The sequence below is a fragment of the Streptomyces sp. NPDC056169 genome (assembly GCF_042268445.1).
Classification (GTDB): domain Bacteria; phylum Actinomycetota; class Actinomycetes; order Streptomycetales; family Streptomycetaceae; genus Streptomyces.
Genome location: NZ_JBHJUO010000003.1, coordinates 410,046 through 431,026 on the forward strand (window position 1 = coordinate 410,046; position 20,981 = coordinate 431,026).

15 protein-coding genes and 5 tRNA genes are annotated in these 20,981 nt (G+C 72.8%); 12 read left to right on the top strand and 8 right to left on the bottom strand.

What is annotated here, in order from left to right:
- Nucleotides 1-78 precede the first annotated feature (78 nt).
- Nucleotides 79-285, top strand: a complete 207-nt coding sequence (gene bldC, locus ACFC0G_RS06910) for a developmental transcriptional regulator BldC (RefSeq protein WP_003949541.1) — start codon at nucleotides 79-81, stop codon at nucleotides 283-285.
- A gap of 330 nt (nucleotides 286-615) precedes the next feature.
- On the opposite strand, the gene ACFC0G_RS06915 is transcribed toward bldC, so the two are convergent.
- The 3 genes from ACFC0G_RS06915 to hrpA all read right to left on the bottom strand — a co-directional run bounded on the left by ACFC0G_RS06915 (nucleotide 616) and on the right by hrpA (nucleotide 5,068).
- On the bottom strand, nucleotides 616-909 hold the full coding sequence (locus tag ACFC0G_RS06915) for a DUF6274 family protein (protein WP_376398307.1): 294 nt from the start codon (nucleotides 907-909) through the stop codon (nucleotides 616-618).
- 25 nt (nucleotides 910-934) lie between these two features.
- Nucleotides 935-1,008 (bottom strand) — tRNA-Asp (locus ACFC0G_RS06920).
- Nucleotides 1,009-1,129: 121 nt separating this feature from the next.
- Nucleotides 1,130-5,068 carry an ATP-dependent RNA helicase HrpA gene (hrpA, locus tag ACFC0G_RS06925; protein ID WP_376398310.1) on the bottom strand — a complete coding sequence of 1,313 codons (3,939 nt, stop codon included), beginning with the start codon at nucleotides 5,066-5,068 and terminating at the stop codon, nucleotides 1,130-1,132.
- 103 nt (nucleotides 5,069-5,171) lie between these two features.
- Here hrpA and ACFC0G_RS06930 point away from each other — a divergent pair, with 103 nt between their 5' ends.
- The 3 genes from ACFC0G_RS06930 to ACFC0G_RS06940 all read left to right on the top strand — a co-directional run bounded on the left by ACFC0G_RS06930 (nucleotide 5,172) and on the right by ACFC0G_RS06940 (nucleotide 7,228).
- Nucleotides 5,172-5,552, top strand: coding sequence for a hypothetical protein (locus ACFC0G_RS06930; protein WP_376398313.1), 381 nt, complete (start codon nucleotides 5,172-5,174; stop codon nucleotides 5,550-5,552).
- Between the two features lie 63 nt (nucleotides 5,553-5,615).
- A complete protein-coding gene (locus tag ACFC0G_RS06935) occupies nucleotides 5,616-6,389 on the top strand; it encodes a DsbA family protein (RefSeq protein ID WP_376398316.1) in 774 nt (257 codons plus the stop codon).
- On the top strand, nucleotides 6,386-7,228 hold the full coding sequence (locus ACFC0G_RS06940; protein ID WP_376398319.1) for a cytochrome c biogenesis CcdA family protein: 843 nt from the start codon (nucleotides 6,386-6,388) through the stop codon (nucleotides 7,226-7,228). The genes ACFC0G_RS06935 and ACFC0G_RS06940 overlap by 4 nt, the downstream gene beginning before the upstream one ends.
- A gap of 105 nt (nucleotides 7,229-7,333) precedes the next feature.
- Here the strand turns inward: ACFC0G_RS06940 and ACFC0G_RS06945 are convergent.
- From ACFC0G_RS06945 to ACFC0G_RS06955, 3 genes are all read right to left on the bottom strand, one after another.
- Nucleotides 7,334-7,407, bottom strand: a tRNA-Phe gene (locus ACFC0G_RS06945).
- A gap of 22 nt (nucleotides 7,408-7,429) precedes the next feature.
- Nucleotides 7,430-7,503 (bottom strand) — tRNA-Asp (locus ACFC0G_RS06950).
- 38 nt (nucleotides 7,504-7,541) lie between these two features.
- Nucleotides 7,542-7,614, bottom strand: a tRNA-Glu gene (locus ACFC0G_RS06955).
- 127 nt (nucleotides 7,615-7,741) lie between these two features.
- Here ACFC0G_RS06955 and ACFC0G_RS06960 point away from each other — a divergent pair.
- From ACFC0G_RS06960 to ACFC0G_RS06980, 5 genes are all read left to right on the top strand, one after another.
- Nucleotides 7,742-8,092 (top strand): metallopeptidase family protein, encoded by a 351-nt coding sequence (locus ACFC0G_RS06960; RefSeq protein WP_376398321.1) that lies wholly within the window; start codon nucleotides 7,742-7,744, stop codon nucleotides 8,090-8,092.
- Between the two features lie 248 nt (nucleotides 8,093-8,340).
- A complete protein-coding gene (locus ACFC0G_RS06965) occupies nucleotides 8,341-8,952 on the top strand; it encodes a hypothetical protein (protein ID WP_376398324.1) in 612 nt (203 codons plus the stop codon).
- Between the two features lie 198 nt (nucleotides 8,953-9,150).
- Entirely contained in the window at nucleotides 9,151-11,322 is a 2,172-nt protein-coding gene (locus tag ACFC0G_RS06970) for a DEAD/DEAH box helicase (RefSeq protein ID WP_376398327.1), read from the top strand.
- Nucleotides 11,323-11,461: 139 nt separating this feature from the next.
- Nucleotides 11,462-14,584, top strand: a complete 3,123-nt coding sequence (locus ACFC0G_RS06975) for an FG-GAP-like repeat-containing protein (protein WP_376398330.1) — start codon at nucleotides 11,462-11,464, stop codon at nucleotides 14,582-14,584.
- Nucleotides 14,585-14,669: 85 nt separating this feature from the next.
- A tRNA-Lys gene (locus tag ACFC0G_RS06980) sits at nucleotides 14,670-14,742 on the top strand.
- A gap of 67 nt (nucleotides 14,743-14,809) precedes the next feature.
- Here ACFC0G_RS06980 and ACFC0G_RS06985 read toward each other — a convergent pair.
- Nucleotides 14,810-15,262: a pyridoxamine 5'-phosphate oxidase family protein gene (locus tag ACFC0G_RS06985; RefSeq protein ID WP_376398333.1), complete on the bottom strand. Its 453-nt coding sequence runs from the start codon at nucleotides 15,260-15,262 to the stop codon at nucleotides 14,810-14,812.
- A gap of 10 nt (nucleotides 15,263-15,272) precedes the next feature.
- Entirely contained in the window at nucleotides 15,273-15,632 is a 360-nt protein-coding gene (locus tag ACFC0G_RS06990; protein ID WP_376398336.1) for a VOC family protein, read from the bottom strand.
- A 157-nt stretch (nucleotides 15,633-15,789) separates the two neighbouring features.
- Here ACFC0G_RS06990 and ACFC0G_RS06995 point away from each other — a divergent pair, with 157 nt between their 5' ends.
- The 3 genes from ACFC0G_RS06995 (at nucleotide 15,790) to ACFC0G_RS07005 (ending at nucleotide 20,957) form a co-directional block, all read left to right on the top strand.
- The gene (locus tag ACFC0G_RS06995) at nucleotides 15,790-18,762 is read left to right on the top strand and encodes a LuxR C-terminal-related transcriptional regulator (RefSeq protein WP_376398339.1); all 2,973 of its coding nucleotides are present in this window, start codon (nucleotides 15,790-15,792) and stop codon (nucleotides 18,760-18,762) included.
- Nucleotides 18,763-18,921: 159 nt separating this feature from the next.
- Nucleotides 18,922-20,343: a diacylglycerol/lipid kinase family protein gene (locus ACFC0G_RS07000; protein WP_376398342.1), complete on the top strand. Its 1,422-nt coding sequence runs from the start codon at nucleotides 18,922-18,924 to the stop codon at nucleotides 20,341-20,343.
- A 20-nt stretch (nucleotides 20,344-20,363) separates the two neighbouring features.
- Nucleotides 20,364-20,957, top strand: a complete 594-nt coding sequence (locus ACFC0G_RS07005) for a phosphatase PAP2 family protein (RefSeq protein ID WP_376398345.1) — start codon at nucleotides 20,364-20,366, stop codon at nucleotides 20,955-20,957.
- Nucleotides 20,958-20,981: the final 24 nt, after the last annotated feature.

Here is a 20,981-nt window from a genome sequence, read left to right on the forward strand (position 1 = left end):
TTTCGGGCAACGCGGGTCAAGGTGCAGAATTTAGAGGAAAGAACCGAGATTGGTTCGGTTCTCCCGAGGAGGCCGCTCATGACCGCTCGCACCCCTGATGCCGAGCCGCTGCTGACCCCTGCCGAGGTTGCCACGATGTTCCGTGTGGACCCGAAGACGGTGACCCGTTGGGCGAAGGCGGGCAAGCTCACGTCCATCCGCACCCTGGGTGGGCACCGCCGGTACCGCGAGGCCGAGGTTCGCGCACTGCTCGCGGGTATTCCGCAGCAGCGCAGCGAGGCCTGAGGCTCGCTCAACACCCCGCAGCACCCTGTAACACCGGGCCCGTCCGGATCCCCCAATCCGGTCGCCCACCCCTAGTACTGCCGACGGAATCCTGCCCCAACAGGCCTTCGTCAACGATCGCGCTGGACTCCGCCGGGTCTGGCGCGATCTTTTTTGTGCCCTGGGCCACTCTGCGGCAGGCCGTGCAATTGCACATATTAAATCGGGCGGGTGTAGGAGAGGTGTAAGTGCAGGGGTTCCTGAAACTCCTTCAGTGACACCCGTCACACTCGCGAAGCCTTGCCAATCTCCAGCGTGCCACCCCCTGGATCGCTCACAACCCGCCGTTGGTCATGGGTCGGTGGGACTTTCGTCCTCCTCCGCCGCCGGCTCGGGATCCTCGCACTCGGGAAGCTCCATGACGAGCCGCTGGAGGCGATGGCAGACCACGCAGTGACGCGTGAGGTGTCCGTAGCGGGAAGCGGCCGCCAGATGGGCACGCAGCAGCGCTCGTGTGTCGTGTCGTGCCGCCGACGCCGCGGCCATGCGCGACCACCTCCGGTACGGTCCCCCGATTCCCTGAGTCCGGGGTACCGGCGGGCGCCCCGCGCCGTCAATACACGGGAACACAACGAAGGCCCGCATCTCACGATGCGGGCCTTCGGTACTGCGAACCTGACGGGACTTGAACCCGCGACCTCCACCTTGACAGGGTGGCGAGCTAACCAACTGCTCCACAGGTCCTTGCTCGCAGCCCCTCGTAAGTGGCTGCGAGGAAGACTGTACAGCAGGTCAGCGGTCCGGTCGAACTCACCGCCGGACGGCACCACCGGACCCGCGGCCGGTCAGGGTGCCGAGGCGGCGCTCAGGGCGCCGCCGCGTCGATCGCCTTCACGATCCGCTTGTCCGATACCGGGTGCGCCGTGCCCAGCGCGTGCGCGAAGTAGCTCACCCGCAGCTCCTCGATCATCCAGCGGATGTCGGTCACCTCGGTCGGCACCGGGCGGCCCTTCGGGAGCTGTTCGAGCAGCCACGCGTACTCGTCCAGCATCTCGTGGACCTTCTCCATGCGGGTCGTGTCCCGCTGGACGCCCGTCGCCATCTGCTGGAGCCGCCGGTCCACCGCCACCAGATAGCGCATCAGGTCCGGGAGCCGCTTGAGCCCCGTACGGGTGACGAAGCCCGCCGGCACCAGCCAGGCCAGCTGCTCGCGCACGTCCGTCAGGTTGTTGATCAGCGCCAGGCTGTTCGTGGACTTGAGCCGCCGCTGGCAGGCCTGCCAGGCCGCCAGGATCTGCTGGACCTGGCCCACCGTCCGGACCGTCGTGTCCACCAGGTCCGCGCGGACCTTGTCGTACAGCTTCCGGAAGGACTCCTCGTCCCAGGCCGGACCGCCGTGGTCGGCGATCAGCTTGTCGGCCGCGGCGGTCGCGCAGTCGTCGAAGAGGGCCTGGATCGAGCCGTGCGGGTTCGAGGACAGGGCCAGCTTCTGCTGGTTGGTCAGCTTGTCCGAGGCGAACTTCGCCGGGTTCACCGGGATGTTCAGCATGATCAGCTTCCGGGTGCCCCGCCACATCGCCCGCTCCTGCTCGGCCTCCGTGTCGAAGAGCCGTACGGCGACGGTCGCGCCCTCGTCCACGAGCGCCGGGTACGCCTTGACCGGCTGGCCGCCCCGCTTGGTCTCGAAGACCTTCGTGAGGGTGCCGATCGTCCACTCCGTGAGCCCTGTGCGCTCCAGGGAGGGCCCGGAGCCGTCCGGGCCACCCGTGGCCGCCGCGGCGGCCTGGGAGAGGGCCTTACGGGCCTTGGGGCGCAGTTGGAGCCGCAGCGTCTCCAGGTCCTTGTCCTCGGCCAGCTTGCGGCGCCGCTCGTCGACGATCCGGAACGTGACCTTGAGGTGCTCCGGCACCTTCGCCCAGTCGAAGTCCTCGGCGGTGACCGGGATGCCGACCATCCGCTGGAGCTCGCGGGCGAGCGCGCCCGCCAGCGGCTCCTGCACGGGCACGACCGCGTCCAGGAACCGGGACGCGAAGTTCGGCGCGGGGACGTAGTGGCGGCGGATCGGCTTCGGCAGAGAGCGGATCAGCTCCGTGACGACCTCGCCGCGCAGACCCGGGATCTGCCACTCGAAGCCCTCGTCCGTCACCTGGTTGAGCACCTGGAGCGGGATGTGGACGGTCACGCCGTCCGCGTCCGCGCCCGGCTCGAACTGGTACGTCACCCGGAACTTCAGCGGCCCCTGCCGCCAGGAGTCCGGATAGTCGTCCTTGGTGACGCCCGCGGCCTTCTCGTTGATGAGCATCTCGCGCTCGAAGTCCAGGAACTCCGGCTCGTCATGGCGCTTGTGCTTCCACCAGGAGTCGAAGTGGGCGCCGGACACGACGTGCTCGGGGACGCGCTTGTCGTAGAAGTCGAAGAGCGTCTCGTCGTCGACGAGGATGTCCCGGCGCCGGGCGCGGTGCTCCAGCTCCTCGACCTCGGTGAGGAGCTTGCGGTTGTCGGCGAAGAACTTGTGGTGGGTGCGCCAGTCGCCCTCGACCAGGGCGTTCCGGATGAACAGGTCGCGGGAGACCTCCGGGTCGATCCGGCCGTAGTTCACCTTGCGGTCGGCGACGATCGGCACGCCGTACAGCGTCACCTTCTCGAAGGCCATCACGGCCGCCTGGTCCTTCTCCCAGTGCGGCTCGCTGTACGTCTTCTTCGTCAGGTGCTCGGCGAGCGGCTCGATCCACTCGGGCTCGATCCGGGCGTTGACCCGGGCCCAGAGCCGCGAGGTCTCCACGAGCTCCGCCGACATGACGAAACGCGGGGGCTTCTTGAAGAGCGCGGAGCCGGGGAAGATCGCGAACTTGGCGCTGCGGGCACCCAGGTAGTCGTTCTTGGCCCCGTCCTTCACGTCCTTCAGACCGATGTGGCTGAGCAGACCGGCGAGGAGGGACACGTGGACGGACTGCTCCGGGGCGTCGTCCTCGTTGAGATGGATCCCCATCTGCTTGGCGACCGTACGGAGCTGGGCGTAGATGTCCTGCCACTCCCGGATGCGCAGGAAGTTCAGGTACTCCTGCTTGCACATCCGGCGGAAGGAGCTGGATCCCCGCTCCTTCTGCTGCTCGCGGACGTACCGCCACAGGTTCAGGTAGGCGGAGAAGTCGCTCGCCTCGTCCTTGAAGCGGGCGTGCTGCTGGTCGGCCTGCGTCTGCTTCTCCGCGGGCCGCTCGCGCGGGTCCTGGATGGAGAGCGCGGCCGCGATCACCATGACCTCGCGGACACAGCCGTTCTTGTCCGCCTCCAGGACCATGCGGGCGAGCCGCGGGTCCACGGGCAGCTGGGCGAGCTTCCGGCCCTGCGGGGTGAGCCGCTTCTTCGGATCCTTCTCCGCCGGGTCGATCGCGCCGAGCTCCTGGAGGAGCTGCACGCCGTCCCGGATGTTCCGGTGGTCCGGCGGGTCGATGAAGGGGAACTTCTCGATGTCGCCGAGGCCGGCCGCGGTCATCTGGAGGATGACGGAGGCCAGGTTCGTCCGGAGGATCTCGGCGTCCGTGAACTCCGGCCGCGACAGGAAGTCGTCCTCGGAGTACAGGCGGATGCAGATGCCGTCGGACGTACGGCCGCAGCGGCCCTTGCGCTGGTTGGCGCTGGCCTGGCTGACCGCCTCGATCGGCAGCCGCTGGACCTTGGTCCGGTGCGAGTAGCGCGAGATGCGGGCGGTGCCCGGATCGATCACGTACTTGATGCCGGGGACGGTCAGGGAGGTCTCGGCGACGTTCGTCGCGAGGACGATCCGGCGGCCGGAGTGGGCCTGGAAGACGCGGTGCTGCTCGGCGTGCGACAGGCGCGCGTAGAGCGGGAGGACCTCGGTGTTCCGCAGCTGCCGCTTGAGGAGCGCGTCCGCGGTGTCGCGGATCTCGCGCTCACCGGAGAGGAAGACCAGGACGTCGCCGGGGCCCTCGGACTGGAGCTCCTCGACGGCCTCGCAGATCGCGGTGATCTGGTCCCGGTCCGACTCCTCGGAGTCCTCTTCGAGGAGGGGCCGGTAACGGACCTCCACCGGGTACGTACGGCCGCTGACCTCGACGATCGGGGCCTCGCCGAAGTGACGGGAGAAACGCTCCGGGTCGATGGTCGCCGAGGTGATGACGACCTTGAGGTCGGGGCGCTTCGGCAGCAGCTGGGCCAGATAGCCGAGCAGGAAGTCGATGTTGAGGGACCGCTCGTGGGCCTCGTCGATGATGATCGTGTCGTAGGCGCGCAGCTCGCGGTCCGTCTGGATCTCGGCGAGCAGGATGCCGTCCGTCATCAGCTTCACGAAGGTCGCGTCCGGGTTCACCTGGTCGGTGAAGCGGACCTTCCAGCCGACGGCCTCGCCGAGCGGGGTGCGCAGCTCCTCGGCGACGCGCTCGGCGACCGTGCGGGCGGCGATCCGGCGGGGCTGCGTGTGCCCGATCATGCCCCGGACGCCCCGGCCGAGCTCCAGACAGATCTTCGGGATCTGGGTGGTCTTTCCCGAACCCGTCTCACCGGCGACGATCACGACCTGGTGGTCGCGTATCGCCTCCAGGATCTCGTCCTTCTTCTGCGAGACGGGCAGCTGCTCGGGGTACGTGATCGCGGGCACGCGAGAGGCGCGCCCGTCGACGCGCTCCTTGGCCTTGGCCGCCTCGGCGGCGATCTCGTCCAGGACGGCCTCACGGGCCTCGGGCTTACGGATGCGGCGGGCGCCTTCGAGACGGCGGCCGAGCCGGTGGGAGTCCCGCAGCGAGACCTCGGCCAGGACGGACTGGAGGGCGGCGAAGGAAGTAGACATACGGACCCCAGGATCGCACTTGCGGCCGAGAAGCGGCGAACCGATTTCCGGGGGAGGGGTGCGTACTATTTCGGGCACGTCGACCGGACCCGAGAGGTATCGCATGTTCCGCACCACCCGCGCCCTGGCGGCCTTCGCCGCGCTGGCGGGCCTGGTGCTGGGGCTGCTGGTGTGCGGGACGACGACGTCGGCCGCCGCTGCCGCCGCCTCTGCCGACTCTCCCCGGACCCAGGCCGTCGCCGTCGTGGGTGCCGTCGTGCCGGGCTGTGACCCGGGACACGCCGTCGAGGCGGGCGCCTCCGGTCCCGTCGTACCGCCCCGGGCCGGCGGCTTCGCGGAGCTGCTGCCCGCCCTGGCCGCCGACCGGACGCCGTGCGCGGTCCGGCACGGGCAGCCGGACGGACGGGGGACGGCGCCGGGCCGGGAGCCGCCCGAGCGCGTCGCGGCCTCACCCGTGGAGCTGTCGACCCTGATGAGGGTGTAGACGGACGGTCGCCCTCCGCGCCGTCCCTCTCCTTCTCCCCTTCCTCCTCAGGAGCGCTTCCGCATGCCCACGTCCAGGCCCAAGTCCAAGCCCAAGTCCAAGCCGATCGTGATCGTCTCCGGGGTGGCGGCCGCCGCCGTGCTGCTCGGCGTCGTCTCGTACACCGCCACCAAGCCGGCCGCCGGCGGCGCGGGCGGCTCGTCCGCCGTCGCCGAGGTCTCCGCCGACCCGTCCGCCGGCGTCTACCCCGAGCTGGAGGCGTACGCCCGCCGCGACGCCGCCGACAAGCTCGCCCTGGGCCGGGCCGACGCGCCCGTCGTCCTCATCGAGTACGCCGACTTCAAGTGCGGCTACTGCGGGAAGTTCGCCCGGGACACCGAGCCGGTCCTCGTGAAGAAGTACGTGGACGCGGGCACCCTGCGCATCGAGTGGCGGAACTTCCCGATCTTCGGCGAGGAGTCGGAGGCCGTCGCCCGCGCCTCCTGGGCGGCCGGGCAGCAGGGCCGGTTCTGGGAGTTCCACAAGGCCGCGTACGCCGAGGGGGCCAAGGAGAAGGGCTTCGGGAAGGACCGGCTCGCGGCCCTCGCGAAGGAGGCCGGCGTCCCCGACGCGGCCCGGTTCGCGAAGGACACCGAGGGGACGGCGGCCCGCGAGGCCGTCCGCAAGGACCAGGAGCAGGGGTACGCGCTCGGCGCGACCTCCACCCCGTCCTTCCTCGTCAACGGCCGCCCGATCGCGGGCGCGCAGCCCCTGGAGACCTTCACCGACGCCATCGAGGCGGCGGCGAAGACGGCGAAGGCCACGAAGGACGCGAAGAAGCCGGGCTCCGCGCAGTGACCTCCGGCATCGGGTACTTCGCCGCGTTCCTCGGCGGTCTGCTCGCCCTCCTCAGCCCGTGCAGCGCCCTGCTCCTGCCCGCCTTCTTCGCGTACTCGATCGACACGCGCGCGAAACTGGTGGCCAGGACCGGGATCCTCTACGCGGGCCTGGCGACCACCCTCGTCCCGCTGGGCGCGGCCGGGTCCTTCGCGGGCCGGTTCTTCTACGGCAACCGGGACCTCCTGGTGACCGTCGGCGGCTGGCTGATCGTCGGGCTCGGCGTCCTCCAGATCCTCGGCCTCGGCTTCGCGTCCCGCCGCATCGCCGAGGCGAGCGGCCGCATCCGGCCCACGTCGGCGCTCTCCGTCTACGCCCTCGGCCTGGTCTACGGCCTCGCGGGCTTCTGCGCGGGCCCGATCCTCGGCAGCGTCCTGACGGTGGCGGCGCTGAGCGGCAGTCCGGCGTACGGCGGGCTGCTCCTCGCGGTGTACGCGCTGGGCATGGCGGTCCCGCTCTTCGTCCTGGCGCTGCTCTGGGAGCGGTACGACCTGGGCCGGCGGCGCTGGCTGCGCGGCCGGCCGCTCCGGGTCGGGCCGCTCACGCTCCACTCGACCTCGGTGCTCTCGGGCCTGTTCTTCATCGCCCTCGGCACGCTCTTCCTGGTCTTCGACGGGACGACCGCGCTGCCGGGGCTGCTCTCGGTGGACGAGTCGTTCGCGGTGGAGGAGCGGGTGGCCGAGCTGGGGCGCGCGGTGCCGGACTGGGCGCTGCTCGTCGCCGTGGTGGCCGTGGTGGCGGTGGTGCTCGTGGTGCGGGGCCGGCGGGGGAGCCGAACGCGGGAGCGCGAGGAGGCGTGACCGTCCACGGGGAAGGGGCGCGGGCCCCTTCCCCGTACGGGAGTCCTGGGACGCGGGAGAGAAAACGACGAAGGCCCCGTTCTTTCGAACGGGGCCTTCTGTTTGTGGCTGGGGCCGGGGTCGAACCGGCGACCTATCGCTTTTCAGGCGATCGCTCGTACCAACTGAGCTACCCAGCCACGAAGCTGTTTCCAGCTTCAGCGACTCTGACGGGACTTGAACCCGCGACCTCCACCTTGACAGGGTGGCGAGCTAACCAACTGCTCCACAGAGCCTTGCAATGTGCGAGACAAGTCTCGCACACGTTAATGCGTACCCCCAACGGGATTCGAACCCGTGCTACCGCCTTGAAAGGGCGGCGTCCTGGGCCACTAGACGATGAGGGCTAAGGGCCCACCGGGGCGCTTCTCAGCGCGTCGGGGACGTGAGAAGCATATGGGATGTCGGCCGCTATCGCCAAAACGGTTTCCGCCCACCCCCGGCGAGTCCCTCTGACGGGGGGACAATGGGCGCGTGCTGGAGATGACGCGCGAGGAGTTCGAGGAACTTGTCGCCGAGGCCCTGGACCGGATCCCACCGGAACTCGCCCGGCTGATGGACAACGTCGCGGTGTTCGTCGAGGACGAACCCGCCCCGGACGATCCCGAGCTGCTCGGGCTCTACGAGGGGACGCCGCTGACCGAGCGCGGCGAGTGGTACGCCGGGGTGCTGCCGGACCGGATCACGATCTACCGGGGGCCGACGCTCCGGATGTGCGAGTCGCACGAGGACGTGGTCGCGGAGACCGAGATCACGGTGGTGCACGAGATCGCCCATCACTTCGGCATCGACGACGAGCGGCTGCACGCGCTGGGCTACGGCTGAGGCGCGGCTGCGGCCGGGGCGTGTCCCTTGTGGCGCCGGGGGAGTTGGGCAGGGCAACGCGTTCCGTTCCTGCCTGTTGTGTCCCTGGAGGTGCCCCCGTGCGCCATTTGCCCACCCGCTTGCCCACCCGTGTGAGGTGGGCCGCCGCCGCACTGGCCGTCGCGGCCTGCGCCGGTCTGAGCGGCTGTATGAGTGTGAGTGACGAGGGGGCGAAGCCGGCGCCCGGCGCGTCCGGGGGGAAGCGCGGTGTGGCGGCCGAGACCGGCGGCGGCGCCGGACTCCCGGACGGCGGCGCCGGTTCCTGGAACGGGCGCCCGGAGGGCGGCGGGCCCGACGTGGCCGGCGGGGGCGCGAAGTCCCCGGTGCCGAGCGGTTCGCCGTCGGCCTCCGGGCAGCCCTCGCCCGGCGCGGTGATGCCCTCGGAGGGCCCCGACGGGACCGGCGGCTCCCCGAAGCCCGGGCAGACGAGTGGCGGAGGCGCCGGTGCCGCCGGCGGTCAGCAGGGCACGGGCGGGAGCCCTGTGGACGGCGGCAGTGGCGGGAGTGGCGCGAGCGGGGGCAGTGGCGGGAGCGGCGGCGGCAGCGGTGACGGCGGCGCGGGGAGCGGTGACAGCGGCGGCGGGGCCGGTGGCCCGGGTGGCGGCGTGACGCCGACGCCGGAGCCGACCCCGAACCCGACCGAGCCGCCGACCCCGGAGCCGACCCCGGAGCCCACCCCGGAACCGACGCCCGAGCCGACCTCCAATCCGACCGATCCGCCGACCTCCGGACCCGAGACCCAGCTGGGTGCGATGGCGGCGGCGGACGGGCCGGGAGCGCCTTCGGAGCCGGCGGCATCTCCGCAGGTCGGGCCGGTGTGACGGAGTCCGGTTTGCCATAGGTGGGGGAGGGTGCGTATGGTGGTAGATCGTTTGATCCCATTGCCCGGCGCCGACACAGAAGAGCGCCGTGTGGCGCGTACTCTCCCTAGCCGTGGCTGACCGCATTGAGGCGGTCGATTTGCGAATTCACGGAGTTGACGGGCGCGTGCCGAGACTCCGGAAGGTTTCGCATTTCGCATGTCCATTTTCAGTTCTGACCACACCGTCATGCCCGAGAACGACGAGATCGTCGAGGCCGTAGAGGCCACCGAGACCGTCGCCACCGAGGCTGCGGCCGTCGTCGACACCGACGACACCACCGACTTCGACGACGTCCAGGACGTCGAGGACTCCGCTGAGGCCGACGAGGCCGACGAGGAGCCCACCATCACCTTCGCGGACCTCGGTCTGCCCGAGGGCATCGTGCGCAAGCTCGCGCAGAACGGCGTGACGAGCCCCTTCCCGATCCAGGCGGCGACCATCCCGGACGCCCTGGCCGGCAAGGACATCCTCGGCCGTGGCCGTACCGGCTCCGGCAAGACCCTCTCCTTCGGTCTCCCCACCCTGGCCCAGCTGGCCGGCGGTCACACCGAGAAGAAGAAGCCCCGCGCGGTCATCCTCACCCCGACCCGTGAGCTCGCGATGCAGGTCGCGGACGCCCTCCAGCCGTACGGCGACGTGCTCGGCCTGAAGATCAAGGTCGTCTGCGGCGGTACGTCCATGGGCAACCAGATCTACGCCCTGGAGCGCGGCGTCGACATCCTCGTCGCCACCCCGGGCCGACTGCGCGACATCATCAACCGTGGCGCCTGCTCCCTGGAGAACGTCCAGGTCGCGGTCCTCGACGAGGCCGACCAGATGTCCGACCTGGGCTTCCTGCCCGAGGTCACCGAGCTGCTCGACCAGGTCCCGGCCGGCGGTCAGCGCATGCTCTTCTCCGCCACCATGGAGAACGAGATCGGCACGCTGGTCAAGCGCTACCTGAACAACCCGATCAGCCACGAGGTCGACAGCGCCCAGGGCAACGTCTCGACCATGTCGCACCACGTCCTCGTCGTGAAGCCGAAGGACAAGGCGCCGGTCACGGCCGCGATCGCCGCCCGCAAGGGCCGCACGATCATCTTCGTCCGCACCCAGCTGGGCGCCGACCGCATCGCCGAGCAGCTCGTCGAGTCCGGCGTGAAGGCCGACGCGCTGCACGGCGGCATGACGCAGGGCGCCCGTACCCGCGTCCTCGCCGACTTCAAGGACGGCTACGTCAACGCGCTGGTCGCCACCGACGTCGCCGCCCGCGGCATCCACGTCGACGGCATCGACCTGGTCCTGAACGTGGACCCGGCCGGTGACCACAAGGACTACCTGCACCGCTCGGGTCGTACGGCCCGCGCCGGCAAGTCCGGTGTCGTCGTCTCGCTGTCGCTGCCGCACCAGCGCCGCCAGATCTTCCGGCTGATGGAGGACGCGGGCGTCGACGCCTCGCGCCACATCATCCAGAGCGCCGGCGCCTTCGAGCCGGAGGTCGCCGAGATCACCGGTGCCCGGTCCCTGACCGAGGTCCAGGCCGACTCCGCGAACAACTCGGCCAAGCAGGCCGAGCGCGAGGTCGTCGAGCTGACCAAGCAGCTGGAGCGCCTCCAGCGCCGTGCCGTCGAGCTCCGCGAGGAGGCCGACCGCCTGGTGGCCCGCGCCGCCCGTGAGCGCGGCGAGGACCCGGAGGCCGCTGTCGCCGAGGTGGCCGAGGCCGCCGAGGCCGAGGTCGCGGCCGCTGCCGCCGAGGCCGAGCGTGTCGCTCGCGCCGAGGAGCAGCGTCGTGAGGAGCGCCCGGCGTTCCGCGACGACCGCGGCAACTACGAGCGCCGTGACCGTGGCGGCGACCGCGGTGGCGACCGTGGTGGCTTCCGTCGCGACAACGACCGTCCGTCCGGTGGCTTCCGCCGTGACAACGACCGTCCGTCCTCCGGTGGTTTCCGCCGTGACGACCGTCCGTCGGGCGGTTTCAACCGTGACGACCGTGGCGGCGACCGTGGTGGCTTCCGTCGCGACAACGACCGTCCGTCCTCCGGTGGTTTCCGCCGCGATGACCGTCCGTCGGGCGGCTTCAACCGTGACGACCGTGGCGGCCGCCCCTTCGAGCGCCGCGACAACGACCGTCCGGCCGGCGGCCACCGCGGCAGCGACCGTCCGTTCAACCGTGACCGTCGCGACGACCGCCCCGCCGGCGGCTTCCGCGCCGGTGGCGGCGACCGCCCGTACGGCCGTCGTGACGAGCACCGTGGCACCGGTTCGACCGGTTCGGCCGGTTCGACCGGTTCGACGGGCGGCACCTTCGGCCGCCGTGACGACAAGCCGCGCTGGAAGCGCAACGGCTGAGTCCGCGTAACACCCTGAGCAGGGCCCGTACGAGCACTTCGGTGCTGGTACGGGCCCTGACCCGTATCCGGGACTCGCGTGGCTGTTCGGGCGGATACGCTCAGCCGGTCATCAGGTTGCCCTGGGGAGGGACCACTCTTTGTCTCGTATCGCACGCGCGCGGCGGCCCCGCACGCGTACCGCCGTCCTCGCCACCGCGCTCCTCGCCTCGGCCGTCGGCCTCTCGCCCGCCGTGGTCGCCGAGGCGTCGCCGATCGTCGGGGTCGACCAGCTCGACGTCGCGCCGAACTGGCGGGCCGTACCCCGGCAGGTGACCGTCACCGCGGCCGGACCCACGGGTTACGTGCACGAGACGGAGGACCCCGACCGGTCCTCCGGCGGGCAGCTGGAGTGGACGGACGTCACCGACCCCACGAAGAGCGTTCCGCTGGGGTACGGGACGACGGCGGCCCTGCCCTTCGCCGAATCCGGCACCGGCGGGCGCTATCTGTACGTCCAGCGCGGCAGCGGCGGCCACGCCGTCCGCGACCTGGAGACCGGCACCGAGCAGTCGCTCGACGTGCCGGCCGACGCGAGCTACCGGGGGCTGCTCGGCTCCACCCTGCTCTTCCAGCAGTACGTCTCCGCCGAGGACCACTCCACGACCACCGGCTACTACCTGGTGCGCGCCGACGACCCGAACGGGACCCGCACGCCCGTCACCGGCTGGCCCGAGGGCGCCTCTCTGAACACGGCGCCGCTCGTGGCCGGGGACGACTCCGCCGCCGTGATCCGCTTCGGCCGGTCCGGCGACCCGGCCGCGTACGGCTGGTCCGACCTCGGTGTCGTCGACCTGCGCACCGGGCAGATGACCGTGATCCCGGCCCCCACCCCGCAAGGGAGCGGGCGCGGCGCGCCGGTGGCCGTGAGCCCCGACCGCATCGCCTGGATCGGCACGGACCGCACGGTGCGCGTGCGGCAGCGGTCGGACCTGACCGGCCCCGAGCAGACGCTCGTCCTCCCCGAGGGCCTGAGCACCGCCCGTATCGGCCTCGTCGGCGACTGGGTCCTCGCCCTGGGCGAGGCCTCCGGCGCCGACGCCTCCCTGGAGCGGAGGCTCGTCGCGCTCCACCCCGACGGGCGCTCGCAGACCCTCCTGGCGAAGGCCGAGGCGGACGTCGCCCAGATCGCGGGCGGGGGCGTGGCCGTCGTCGGCGGTACGTCCTCCTCCGACTGGTCCGTCCTCAAGGCCGTCCCGGGGAAGGCCGGCGGCGCGCCGGTCCTGGAGAAGCTGGACCGGGTGGAGCCGATGACGGCCGAGGTGCGGTCGCTCGCCCTCGGCGCGGGCCGGCTCTCCACCCTGGAGCCGGGCACGTCGTCGGGCAGCGACTTCTACGGATGGACGCCGCTGCCGGTCGGTCCGGTGCACACCGGCCATCCGCAGCCGGTGTGGGCGGGAGCCGAGTCGAAGCGGCTGGAGAGCGACACACCGCTGTTCGACAGCGGTGACGGCCGTACGGTCTATCTGGCCCATGACGACTTCAAGCCGGTGGAGGTCACCGCCCGTACCTCCGGAGGTCAGGTGAGCCGGGTTTCCACCGGCGAGACGGACGGACGGATCGCCGACGTCTTCCACCGGTGGGCGGTCTTCCAGGGCCGCGGCAGGACGCTCGTCGTGGACCTCGACGCGCAGACCGTCGTCAGCAACAAGGCATCCACCGCTCCGGCGGCCCTCTGGGGCGACACCCTGTACGCGGGCACGGCCACGGTGGGCGAGGTGGCGCGGACCGACCTGGCCACCGGCAAGGACCTCGGCAAGGTCACGACCGGGACGGCGTGCGCCCCGACGGAGCTCCAGGTCTCCGCCGGCCGCTGGCTGTACTGGGCGTGCGGGCCGACCCAGAAGCGGGGTGTGGTCGACCTCAGGACGAACACGAGGCTGCCGTTGTCCATGGGCGTGGACAGCAACGCCCTGCTGGGCGACGGCTACGTCGTCGACCGGGACTCCGACGCGTACCTCCGGCTCACCGACCTCACCAAGGTCACCTCCGGCAAGCCCGCGGTGCGCAGGCTCGTCGACTCCGCACCCGTGCGCGGCACCCGCCGCGAGTACTGGACCGTCGACCGCTTCGGCGGGGCCGTCGCCTACAAGGACCGCGAGAGCCGCGTCCACGTCGTGTGGCCCGGCGTGCCCACCTCCGACCTCACCGCCGCCTCGGCGAAGGTGCCGGCGGGCATGCGGCTCCAGGACGGCTGGAAGGCGTCCTGGGCGCTGTCCAAGCCCTCGTCGTACTGGCAGCTGACGCTGCGTGACCCGTACTCCGGGGATCCGGTCCGCGCCTATGGGGGCGGCGAGACCCTGGGCCGTATCGACGTCTCCTGGGACGGCAGGACGACGGCGGGGAAGCCCGTCGCGAACGGCCGGTACACCTGGCACCTCCAGGCGAACACGGCGGACGGTCAGGGCAGGGACCTGTCCCTGACCGGCACGGTCACGGTCTCCGGCGGCCGGCCGGCCTGGCGCGACATGGCGGGGAACGACACGCAGGGCGATCTCCTGGTGATGGACACGGCGGGCCTGGTGTCGATGTACCGGGGCAACGGGTACAGCGGTCTGTCGGCGCGGATCGCGGGCACCGGTGCGAAGTTCCCGACGACGTCCGTCCTGGTGCCGTTCGGTGACGTGAACGGCGACGGGTGCGCGGACGTGCTGGTGCGCGTCGGGGATCAGCTGCGGGCCTACCGGCCGGGCTGCGGCAAGGTCGTCTCGGCCTCGTCGCCGTACACGCCGATCGGCTCGGGCTGGGGGCAGTACGACGTCCTGACGTCCCCCGGCGACGCGAACGGTGACGGGTTCACCGATCTGATCGCACGCCAGACGTCGACGGGCGACATGTACTTCTACGCCGGCACGGCCGATCACCGCGTGAAGACCCGGGTCCGGATCGGCACCGACTGGAAGCTGTACAAGAAGGTCGTCGGCGCCGGCGACCTCAACGGCGACGGGCGGGGCGACCTGCTCGGCGTGGACGCGGCGGGCGTGCTGTGGCGGTACTACGGCACGGCCACCGGCGGGGTGACCGCGCGGGTGAGGGTCGGCAGCGGCTGGGGCGTCTACACCTCCCTGGTGGGGGTCGGCGACATCTCCGGCGACGGCTGCGCGGACCTGGTCGCCCGCGACACGGCGGGCCGGCTCTACGACTACGACGGCACGTGCCGCGGCCCGTACGGCTCCCGCGTGCTGATCGGCGGCGGCTGGAACGCCTTCAGGAGCCTCCACTGACGATCTGACGAACCGCGCCTCGTGTCGGATACCCGATCGGTTCCGGGGAGCTCTCGGGCTATGCTGCTCGGGTGTGCTTGTCCACGGGCCGTTAGCTCAATTGGCAGAGCAGTGGACTTTTAATCCATTGGTTGTGGGTTCGAGTCCCACACGGCCTACTGACCTGCTGGGAGCGCCCCGATCGGTTTCGACCGGTCGGGGCGCTTTCCTGTCCCGGGCCGGGTGTCAGGCCACCGGGCGGCCGGCACGCATCAGTTCGCGGTGCGGGAGTTCGTCGGCCTCGCGCCAGGCCTGGATGCGGTGCGGGGTGATGCGGAACCAGCGGTACGGGGTCTCCTCCGTGCGCGGGTCGAAGCCGGTGCGCGCGGCGAAGCGGTCGCCGCGGTCCCGTGGCAGCGCCTCGATCTCCAGGACCTCGACGGTGCCGTCGATCATCGACACGTCCCGGGTGGGACCGAGGGCCAGACGGGCGCGCCGGGTGGCGGCCAGGTTCCGGCCGGTCGGGCTGGCCGCCGGCGTGGACACGAGCAGGGCCTCGCCGTCCCAGTCGAAGGACAGCGGTACGAGATACGGCGCGCCGTCCGGTGAGGCGGTGGCCACCCAGACGTCGACGTCGTGGGCGAGCCGTTCCTCGGTGTCGTGGCGGCGCTGGGCGCGGGTGCGGGGTGCGGCGGCCATCGTCGGTCGCTCAGCTGTCCTGGAGGAGGCCGAGGAGGTTGCCGTCGGGGTCGACGACGGTGGCCACCAGGCGGCCGCCGCCGACGTCCTGCGCCGCATCCTTCACGGTGGCACCCGCGGCGGTGAGCTCGGCGACCTTCGCCTCGATGTCCGGCACGTGCCAGTACGCGAGGGACGAGGTCAGGCCCTGCGGGCCGCCGCCCGGCAGCAGGCCGATGTGCTGGCCCGCGGCCTCGAAGGCGACGTAGTACGGCTGGTCGATCTGCGGCTCGACGCCGAGCAGGGCGGCGTACACGGCCTTGGCCTTCGCCAGGTCGGACACGGGGTGCAGCACGGTCTTGATTCCCTGGGTGGTGGTCGTGCCGGTCATGGTCACTCCTGTGGTGTGTGGGGCTGGTGTTTTCCGTGGCGTTCGTTCGCCGTGGTTCCACTCTCGGGCAGCCGGGCGTCCGGCGCCTCCGTGGTGACCACGGAACGGACTACGGAACGACCACGGAACGGGCTCCGTACGCGCCGATAATGACGGCGTGTCCACTTCAGTGATCTCGTCCCGGGAAGCCGACGTGCTCGCCCTCCTCGGGGAGCACCTCAGCAACGCGGAGATCGCCGCGCGGCTGTTCCTCTCCGTGCGGACCGTCGAGTCGCACGTCTCCTCGCTGCTGCGGAAGCTCGCGGTGCCGGACCGGCGGGCGCTCTCGCGGCGGGCGGCCGAGTTCGCTCCCGCCGGGGGCGCCGGGGCTGCCGGGCTGCCTGTGCCCGTGTTGCCCGCGCCGCTGACGGCGTTCGTCGGACGGGTCCGGGAGCGCGGGGAGCTCACGGAGGCGCTGAAGAAGTACCGGCAGGTCACCGCCGTCGGTCCCGGGGGCGTGGGGAAGACGCGGCTCGCGCTGGCCGTCGCCGCGGAGCTGGCCGGGGAGTTCGCCGACGGGGTGTGGTTCGTCGACCTGGCCCCGGTCACCGATCCGGGCCGGGTCGGAGCGGCCGTCGCGGCCGCCGTCGGTGTGGGCGAGCAGCCCGGGCGCGGCGTCGACGAGTCGGTGTTCGCGGCACTGGCCGACCGTCAGGTCCTCCTCGTGTGGGACAACTGCGAGCAGATACGCGACGGGGTCGCGCCCTTCCTGGAGCGGCTGCTCGCGGCCTGCCCGCGCGTGCGGGTGCTCGTGACGAGCCGGGCGCGGCTGATGGTCCCGTTCGAGCGGGTCTTCCCCGTCCCGCCGCTGTCGCGGGCCGGGGGCGCGGACTCGGAGGCCGTGGAGCTCTTCCTGGAGCGGGCGGCGGCGGTCGGCCTGTCGCCGGACCCGTCGGCACGGGACACGGTCGTGGCCCTCTGCGAGCGGCTCGACGGCATGGCCCTGGCCATCGAGCTGGCGGCGGCGCGCTGCCCCACGCTCGGGCTCGACGGGCTGGTCGCCGGGCTCTCCGACCAGTTGCGGATCCTCGCCGGCGGGCCCCGCGCCGCCGACCGGCACCGGTCGGTACGGGCGGTCCTCGACTGGAGCCACGACCTGCTTGAGCCGGCGGACCGGGCGCTGCTGCGCCGGGTGTCGGTCTTCGTGGAGCCGTTCACCGCCGAGGCGGCCGGGGAACTCGCCGGCTTCGCCCCGCTCGATCCCGGCACGGTCGCCGACGGGCTCGGCAGACTGGCCGAGCAGAGCCTGCTCACCGTGACGCCGTCCGCCGCCGGCACCCGCTACCGGGCCCTGGAGACCATCCGGCAGTACGGCGCCGAGCGCCTCGCCCACGCCGGCGAGTCGGCGGTCGTCCGCTCGCGTCACGTGACGTGGTGCCGGGACCGGGCGGCCGACCTCCTCGACGCCGGCGGCGCGGACTGGCGCGCCCGCTTCGACGCCGTGGCGGAGGACCTCAGGGCCGCCCTCGCCTGGGCCGCCGAGCGGCCGGAGCTGCGCGCGGACGCCCACCGGCTCGCCCTGTCCCTGGCGGAGTCGGCCTTCACCCGCAACCTGCTCGGCGAGGCACAGCAGCGGTACGAACAGGCCGCCGCGCTCGCCGGTGCCGACGCCGAGGCGGGGGAGTCCCTGCGGCTCGCCGCCGCGGTGGCCGGGTGCCGGCGGCTCGGCGACGACATGTTCCGCCTGCACAGGGCCGCCGCCGAGACCGCCCGGCGGTCCGGGGACCGCGCCGGTGCGGGCCGCGACCTGGCGGCCGCCGCCACCGTCGCGTACCGCTTCTCCAGCGAGTTCACGCGGATCCCGGCGGTGGAGGAGACGGCGACGCTGCTCACGGAGGCCCGCCGACTGTCGGACACCACCCCGGCGGCCCCCGGCGCTGCCGCCTCCGCCGCCGACTCCGTCGCCTCCACCCCGGGCGCTGCCGCCTCCGCCGCCGACCCCTCCGCCGCCGACCCCTCCGCCGCCGACCCTGCCGTCTCCGGCCCCGCCGCTTCCGCCTCCGGCCCCGCCGCTGCTGTTGCCGCCCCCGACCCCGCCGCCTCCGCCGCCGTCGCGCTTGCCGAGGCCGCCGTGCTTGCGGATGCCTTCGGGGCCGTTCAGGGGGCCACCGACAACACCGTGGAGGAGACCGTCGCCCTCGCCGAGCGGGCCGTCGCGCTCGCCCTGCGTGCGGGGGACCCGGTGGCGGAGTCCGCCGCCCTCGACGCGCTTTCCGGCGCCCGCAGCTGGGCCGGTGACACGTTCGCCGCCGCGGCCGCCGCGCGCCGCCGGATCGATCTCCTGACCCCCCTGCCGTCGACCCCCGCGCGGACGCACGAACTCCTCGACGCCCTCGCCATGGCCTCCGGGACCGCCCTCGGCGCGGGCAGGCTGTCGGAGGCCCGCCGCTGGGGCGGGCAGCTCGCCGGGCATCCGCTGCTCGCCGAGGTGGGCCACTACGCCACGTCCTGGCTCCTGGTCGCGGACGCGTTCGCCGGCCGGGTCGACGAGGTGCTCACCGGCAGCGCGCGGTTCCTCGACGCGTGGGAGCGGAGCGGCCGTCAGCAGTCCTTCTCCCTCGGCCCCGCAGCCGCCTCGGTCGCCATGGTCCACGGTCTGCGCGGCGACCGCGCGGCCCGGGCGGAGTGGCTCGCGATCGTCGACCGGGCGGGCACGGCGGAGGAGTACCGCCACGGCTACGGCGCGATCCTCGACGCCATGGTCCTGCTCCACGACGGGGACGCCGCCGAGGCCCTCGACCGGGTCGCGCCGGAGCCGGAGCGGGTGTGGAAGTGGGTCACCTGGATCTGGCTGCACTGGTACGTGGCCCTCAGGGCGGAGGCGTCCGTGCTCGCCGGGCACCCGGACGCCCGGGCCCGGACGGCCGCCGCCCGGACCCTGGTCGCGGGCAACCCGGTCGCCACCGCCCAGGTGGACCGGGCCGAGGCCCTGCTCGACGGCGACCTGCCACGACTCCTCGCCGCGGCACGGGCGTTCGGCGCGGCCGGCAGCCGCTACCAGTCGGCGCGCACGCTGCTGCTCGCCGGTGGCGAGCACGCCGCCGCCGGCCGGGCGGAACTCACCGGTCTCGGCCTGCGTCCGGGGCAGTGAGGGAGCAACCGCGGCGCCCGTTCGAAGGTCTTCATCCTTGGTCCCGATCCTCGATCCCGATCCTCGATCCGATCCTTGGTCTCGATCCTTGATCGTCCGCCGTGATCTTTTTCCTTCGAACGGGTCCTTCCGGGGCGCGAGATGGGGGAGCGTGAGGGAATGTGGATCCGGAGCGTGGAGGTGGAGTCGGTGGCGGCGAGCGGTTCCGGTGATCCGGCGGAGACGGCCCGGCGGCTGGCCCGGTGCGCGCTGGCGGCGGCCGCCGCGGCGGTCGTGGCGCTCCTGACCGCGCTGACGGGCGGCATCCTGATCCTCCTGACCGGGCTCGTGGGGCTCGCCGCCGCGGCCATGGGCGTCTGGTGGTTCCTCGCCCACCGCGGGCCGGTGCGCGTGCTCGGCGCGCTGCTCGCCGTGGGCGCGCCGATCGCCGTCCTCGTCCTGTACGTGGTCGGCGGCGTCTGGGGCAACGCGCTCGTGGCCCTCGCGTTCTGGGGCGTGGCGCTCGGCTGCGCGCGGACCGCCCTGCGCCGCCCCGACCACGAGCGGAACGCGCTGATGCGCGGCGTACGCGTGCCCCGTCCCCGGCGGCCCGTCCTGATCATGAACCCGAAGTCCGGCGGCGGGAAGGTCGGCCGCTTCGGGCTCGTCGCGCGCGCGGAGGCGCTGGGCGCCCGGGTCGTCCTGCTCGACCTGTCCGCGGAGACCGACGTCACCGCGCTCGCCCGCAAGGCCGTGGCCGACGGCGCCGACCTCCTCGGGGTGGCCGGCGGCGACGGCACCCAGGCGCTGGTCGCCGCCGTGGCGGCCGAGCACGACCTGCCGTTCCTCGTCATCTCGGCGGGCACCCGCAACCACTTCGCCATGGACCTGGGCCTCGACCGCACCGACCCGGCGACCTGCCTGAAGGCGCTGACCGACGGCGAGGAGCTCCGGGTCGACCTGGGCTCGGTCGCCGGGCGGCCCTTCGTCAACACCGTCTCCTTCGGGGTGTACGCGGACGTCGTCCAGCGCCCCGAGTACCGCGACGCGAAGGCCGGCACCGCGGTCGACGTCCTGCCCGATCTGCTCCAGGGCGGCGAGGGCGCGCGCCTCGACGCGACCGTCGACACCGTCCGGCTCGCGGCGCAGCAGGCGCTCCTCGTCAGCAACAACGCCTACGCGGCGCCCGATCCCTTCGGTGTCGCCTCCGCCCACCGGCCGCGCCTCGACCGGGGCGAGCTCGGGGTGATCGGCGTCCGCGTGGACGGCGCGGCGCAGGCCGCCGAGCTGGCGGTACGGGGGACCCAGGCGGCCGGCCTGAACGTGCTGACGGCCCGTAGGGTCGAGGTCGTGGGAAACCCCGGAAGCCCCAACGGAAGCTCCAACGGAAGCGGCAGCGGCCATGGCGGCAGTGCCGGCACCATCGCCGTCGCCGTCGACGGCGAGGCGCTGACCCTGCCCACCCCCGTCGTCTGCACGCTCCGCCCCGGCGCCCTGCGGGTCCTCGTCCCCCGCGACCGGCCGGGGACCGTGCCTCCCCTGCCGCCCCTCGACTGGCGGCGGATCACCACGCTCGCCTTCCCCACCCCTGGTACCCCCTGAACCTCCCCAAGGAGCGGCGCATGACGGACATGACAGCGGAGACGGCGGAGCCCGAGACCCTCCGGGCGGTCCTGCGCGACCTCCGGGCCGTCGACGGCGCCGTGTACGCCGCAGTGGCCGCCACGCCCACGCCCACGCTCGACACGAGCCTGCGCCGGCTCTCCACCGCGGCGAACCACTCCAAGATCTCGCTCACCGTCGCCGCCGCGCTCGCCCTCGTCCCCGGCCGGCCGCGCCGGGCGGCGATCGCGGGCGCCGGGGCGATCGCCGTGGCCTCGGCCTCGGCCAACCTCCTGGGCAAGCGGCTCGTCCACCGGCCGAGGCCGGACCGGGAGGCGGCCCGGGTGGTGGTGAGCCGGCACGTCCGCATGCCCGACTCGGCCTCGTTCCCGTCCGGGCACACCGCGTCGGCGGTCGCGTTCGCCGCCGCCGTGGGGGTGGTGCTGCCCGGCGTCGCCGTGCCGCTCGGGGCGTTGGCGGCGGCCGTGGGCTACTCCCGGGTGCACACCGGGGTGCACTACCCGGGTGACGTCGTCGCGGGCGCCGTCCTCGGCGTCGCCAGCGCGGCCGTCTCCCTGACGGTCACGAACTGGCTGACCGCCAAGGAGAAGTGACCCCGGGCGAGGCGACCCCGGGGT

What these genes read in the sequence shown, in the direction of transcription:
- ACFC0G_RS06990 (WP_376398336.1), bottom strand. Translation starts at nt 15,632, where the DNA reads ATGACCGGCACGACCACCACCCAGGGAATCAAGACCGTGCTGCACCCC.
- ACFC0G_RS07005 (WP_376398345.1), top strand. Translation starts at nt 20,364, where the DNA reads ATGACGGACATGACAGCGGAGACGGCGGAGCCCGAGACCCTCCGGGCG.
- ACFC0G_RS06935 (WP_376398316.1), top strand. Translation starts at nt 5,616, where the DNA reads ATGCCCACGTCCAGGCCCAAGTCCAAGCCCAAGTCCAAGCCGATCGTG.
- ACFC0G_RS06930 (WP_376398313.1), top strand. Translation starts at nt 5,172, where the DNA reads ATGTTCCGCACCACCCGCGCCCTGGCGGCCTTCGCCGCGCTGGCGGGC.
- ACFC0G_RS06985 (WP_376398333.1), bottom strand. Translation starts at nt 15,262, where the DNA reads ATGGCCGCCGCACCCCGCACCCGCGCCCAGCGCCGCCACGACACCGAG.
- ACFC0G_RS07000 (WP_376398342.1), top strand. Translation starts at nt 18,922, where the DNA reads ATGTGGATCCGGAGCGTGGAGGTGGAGTCGGTGGCGGCGAGCGGTTCC.
- ACFC0G_RS06970 (WP_376398327.1), top strand. Translation starts at nt 9,151, where the DNA reads ATGTCCATTTTCAGTTCTGACCACACCGTCATGCCCGAGAACGACGAG.
- bldC (WP_003949541.1), top strand. Translation starts at nt 79, where the DNA reads ATGACCGCTCGCACCCCTGATGCCGAGCCGCTGCTGACCCCTGCCGAG.
- hrpA (WP_376398310.1), bottom strand. Translation starts at nt 5,068, where the DNA reads ATGTCTACTTCCTTCGCCGCCCTCCAGTCCGTCCTGGCCGAGGTCTCG.
- ACFC0G_RS06915 (WP_376398307.1), bottom strand. Translation starts at nt 909, where the DNA reads ATGCGGGCCTTCGTTGTGTTCCCGTGTATTGACGGCGCGGGGCGCCCG.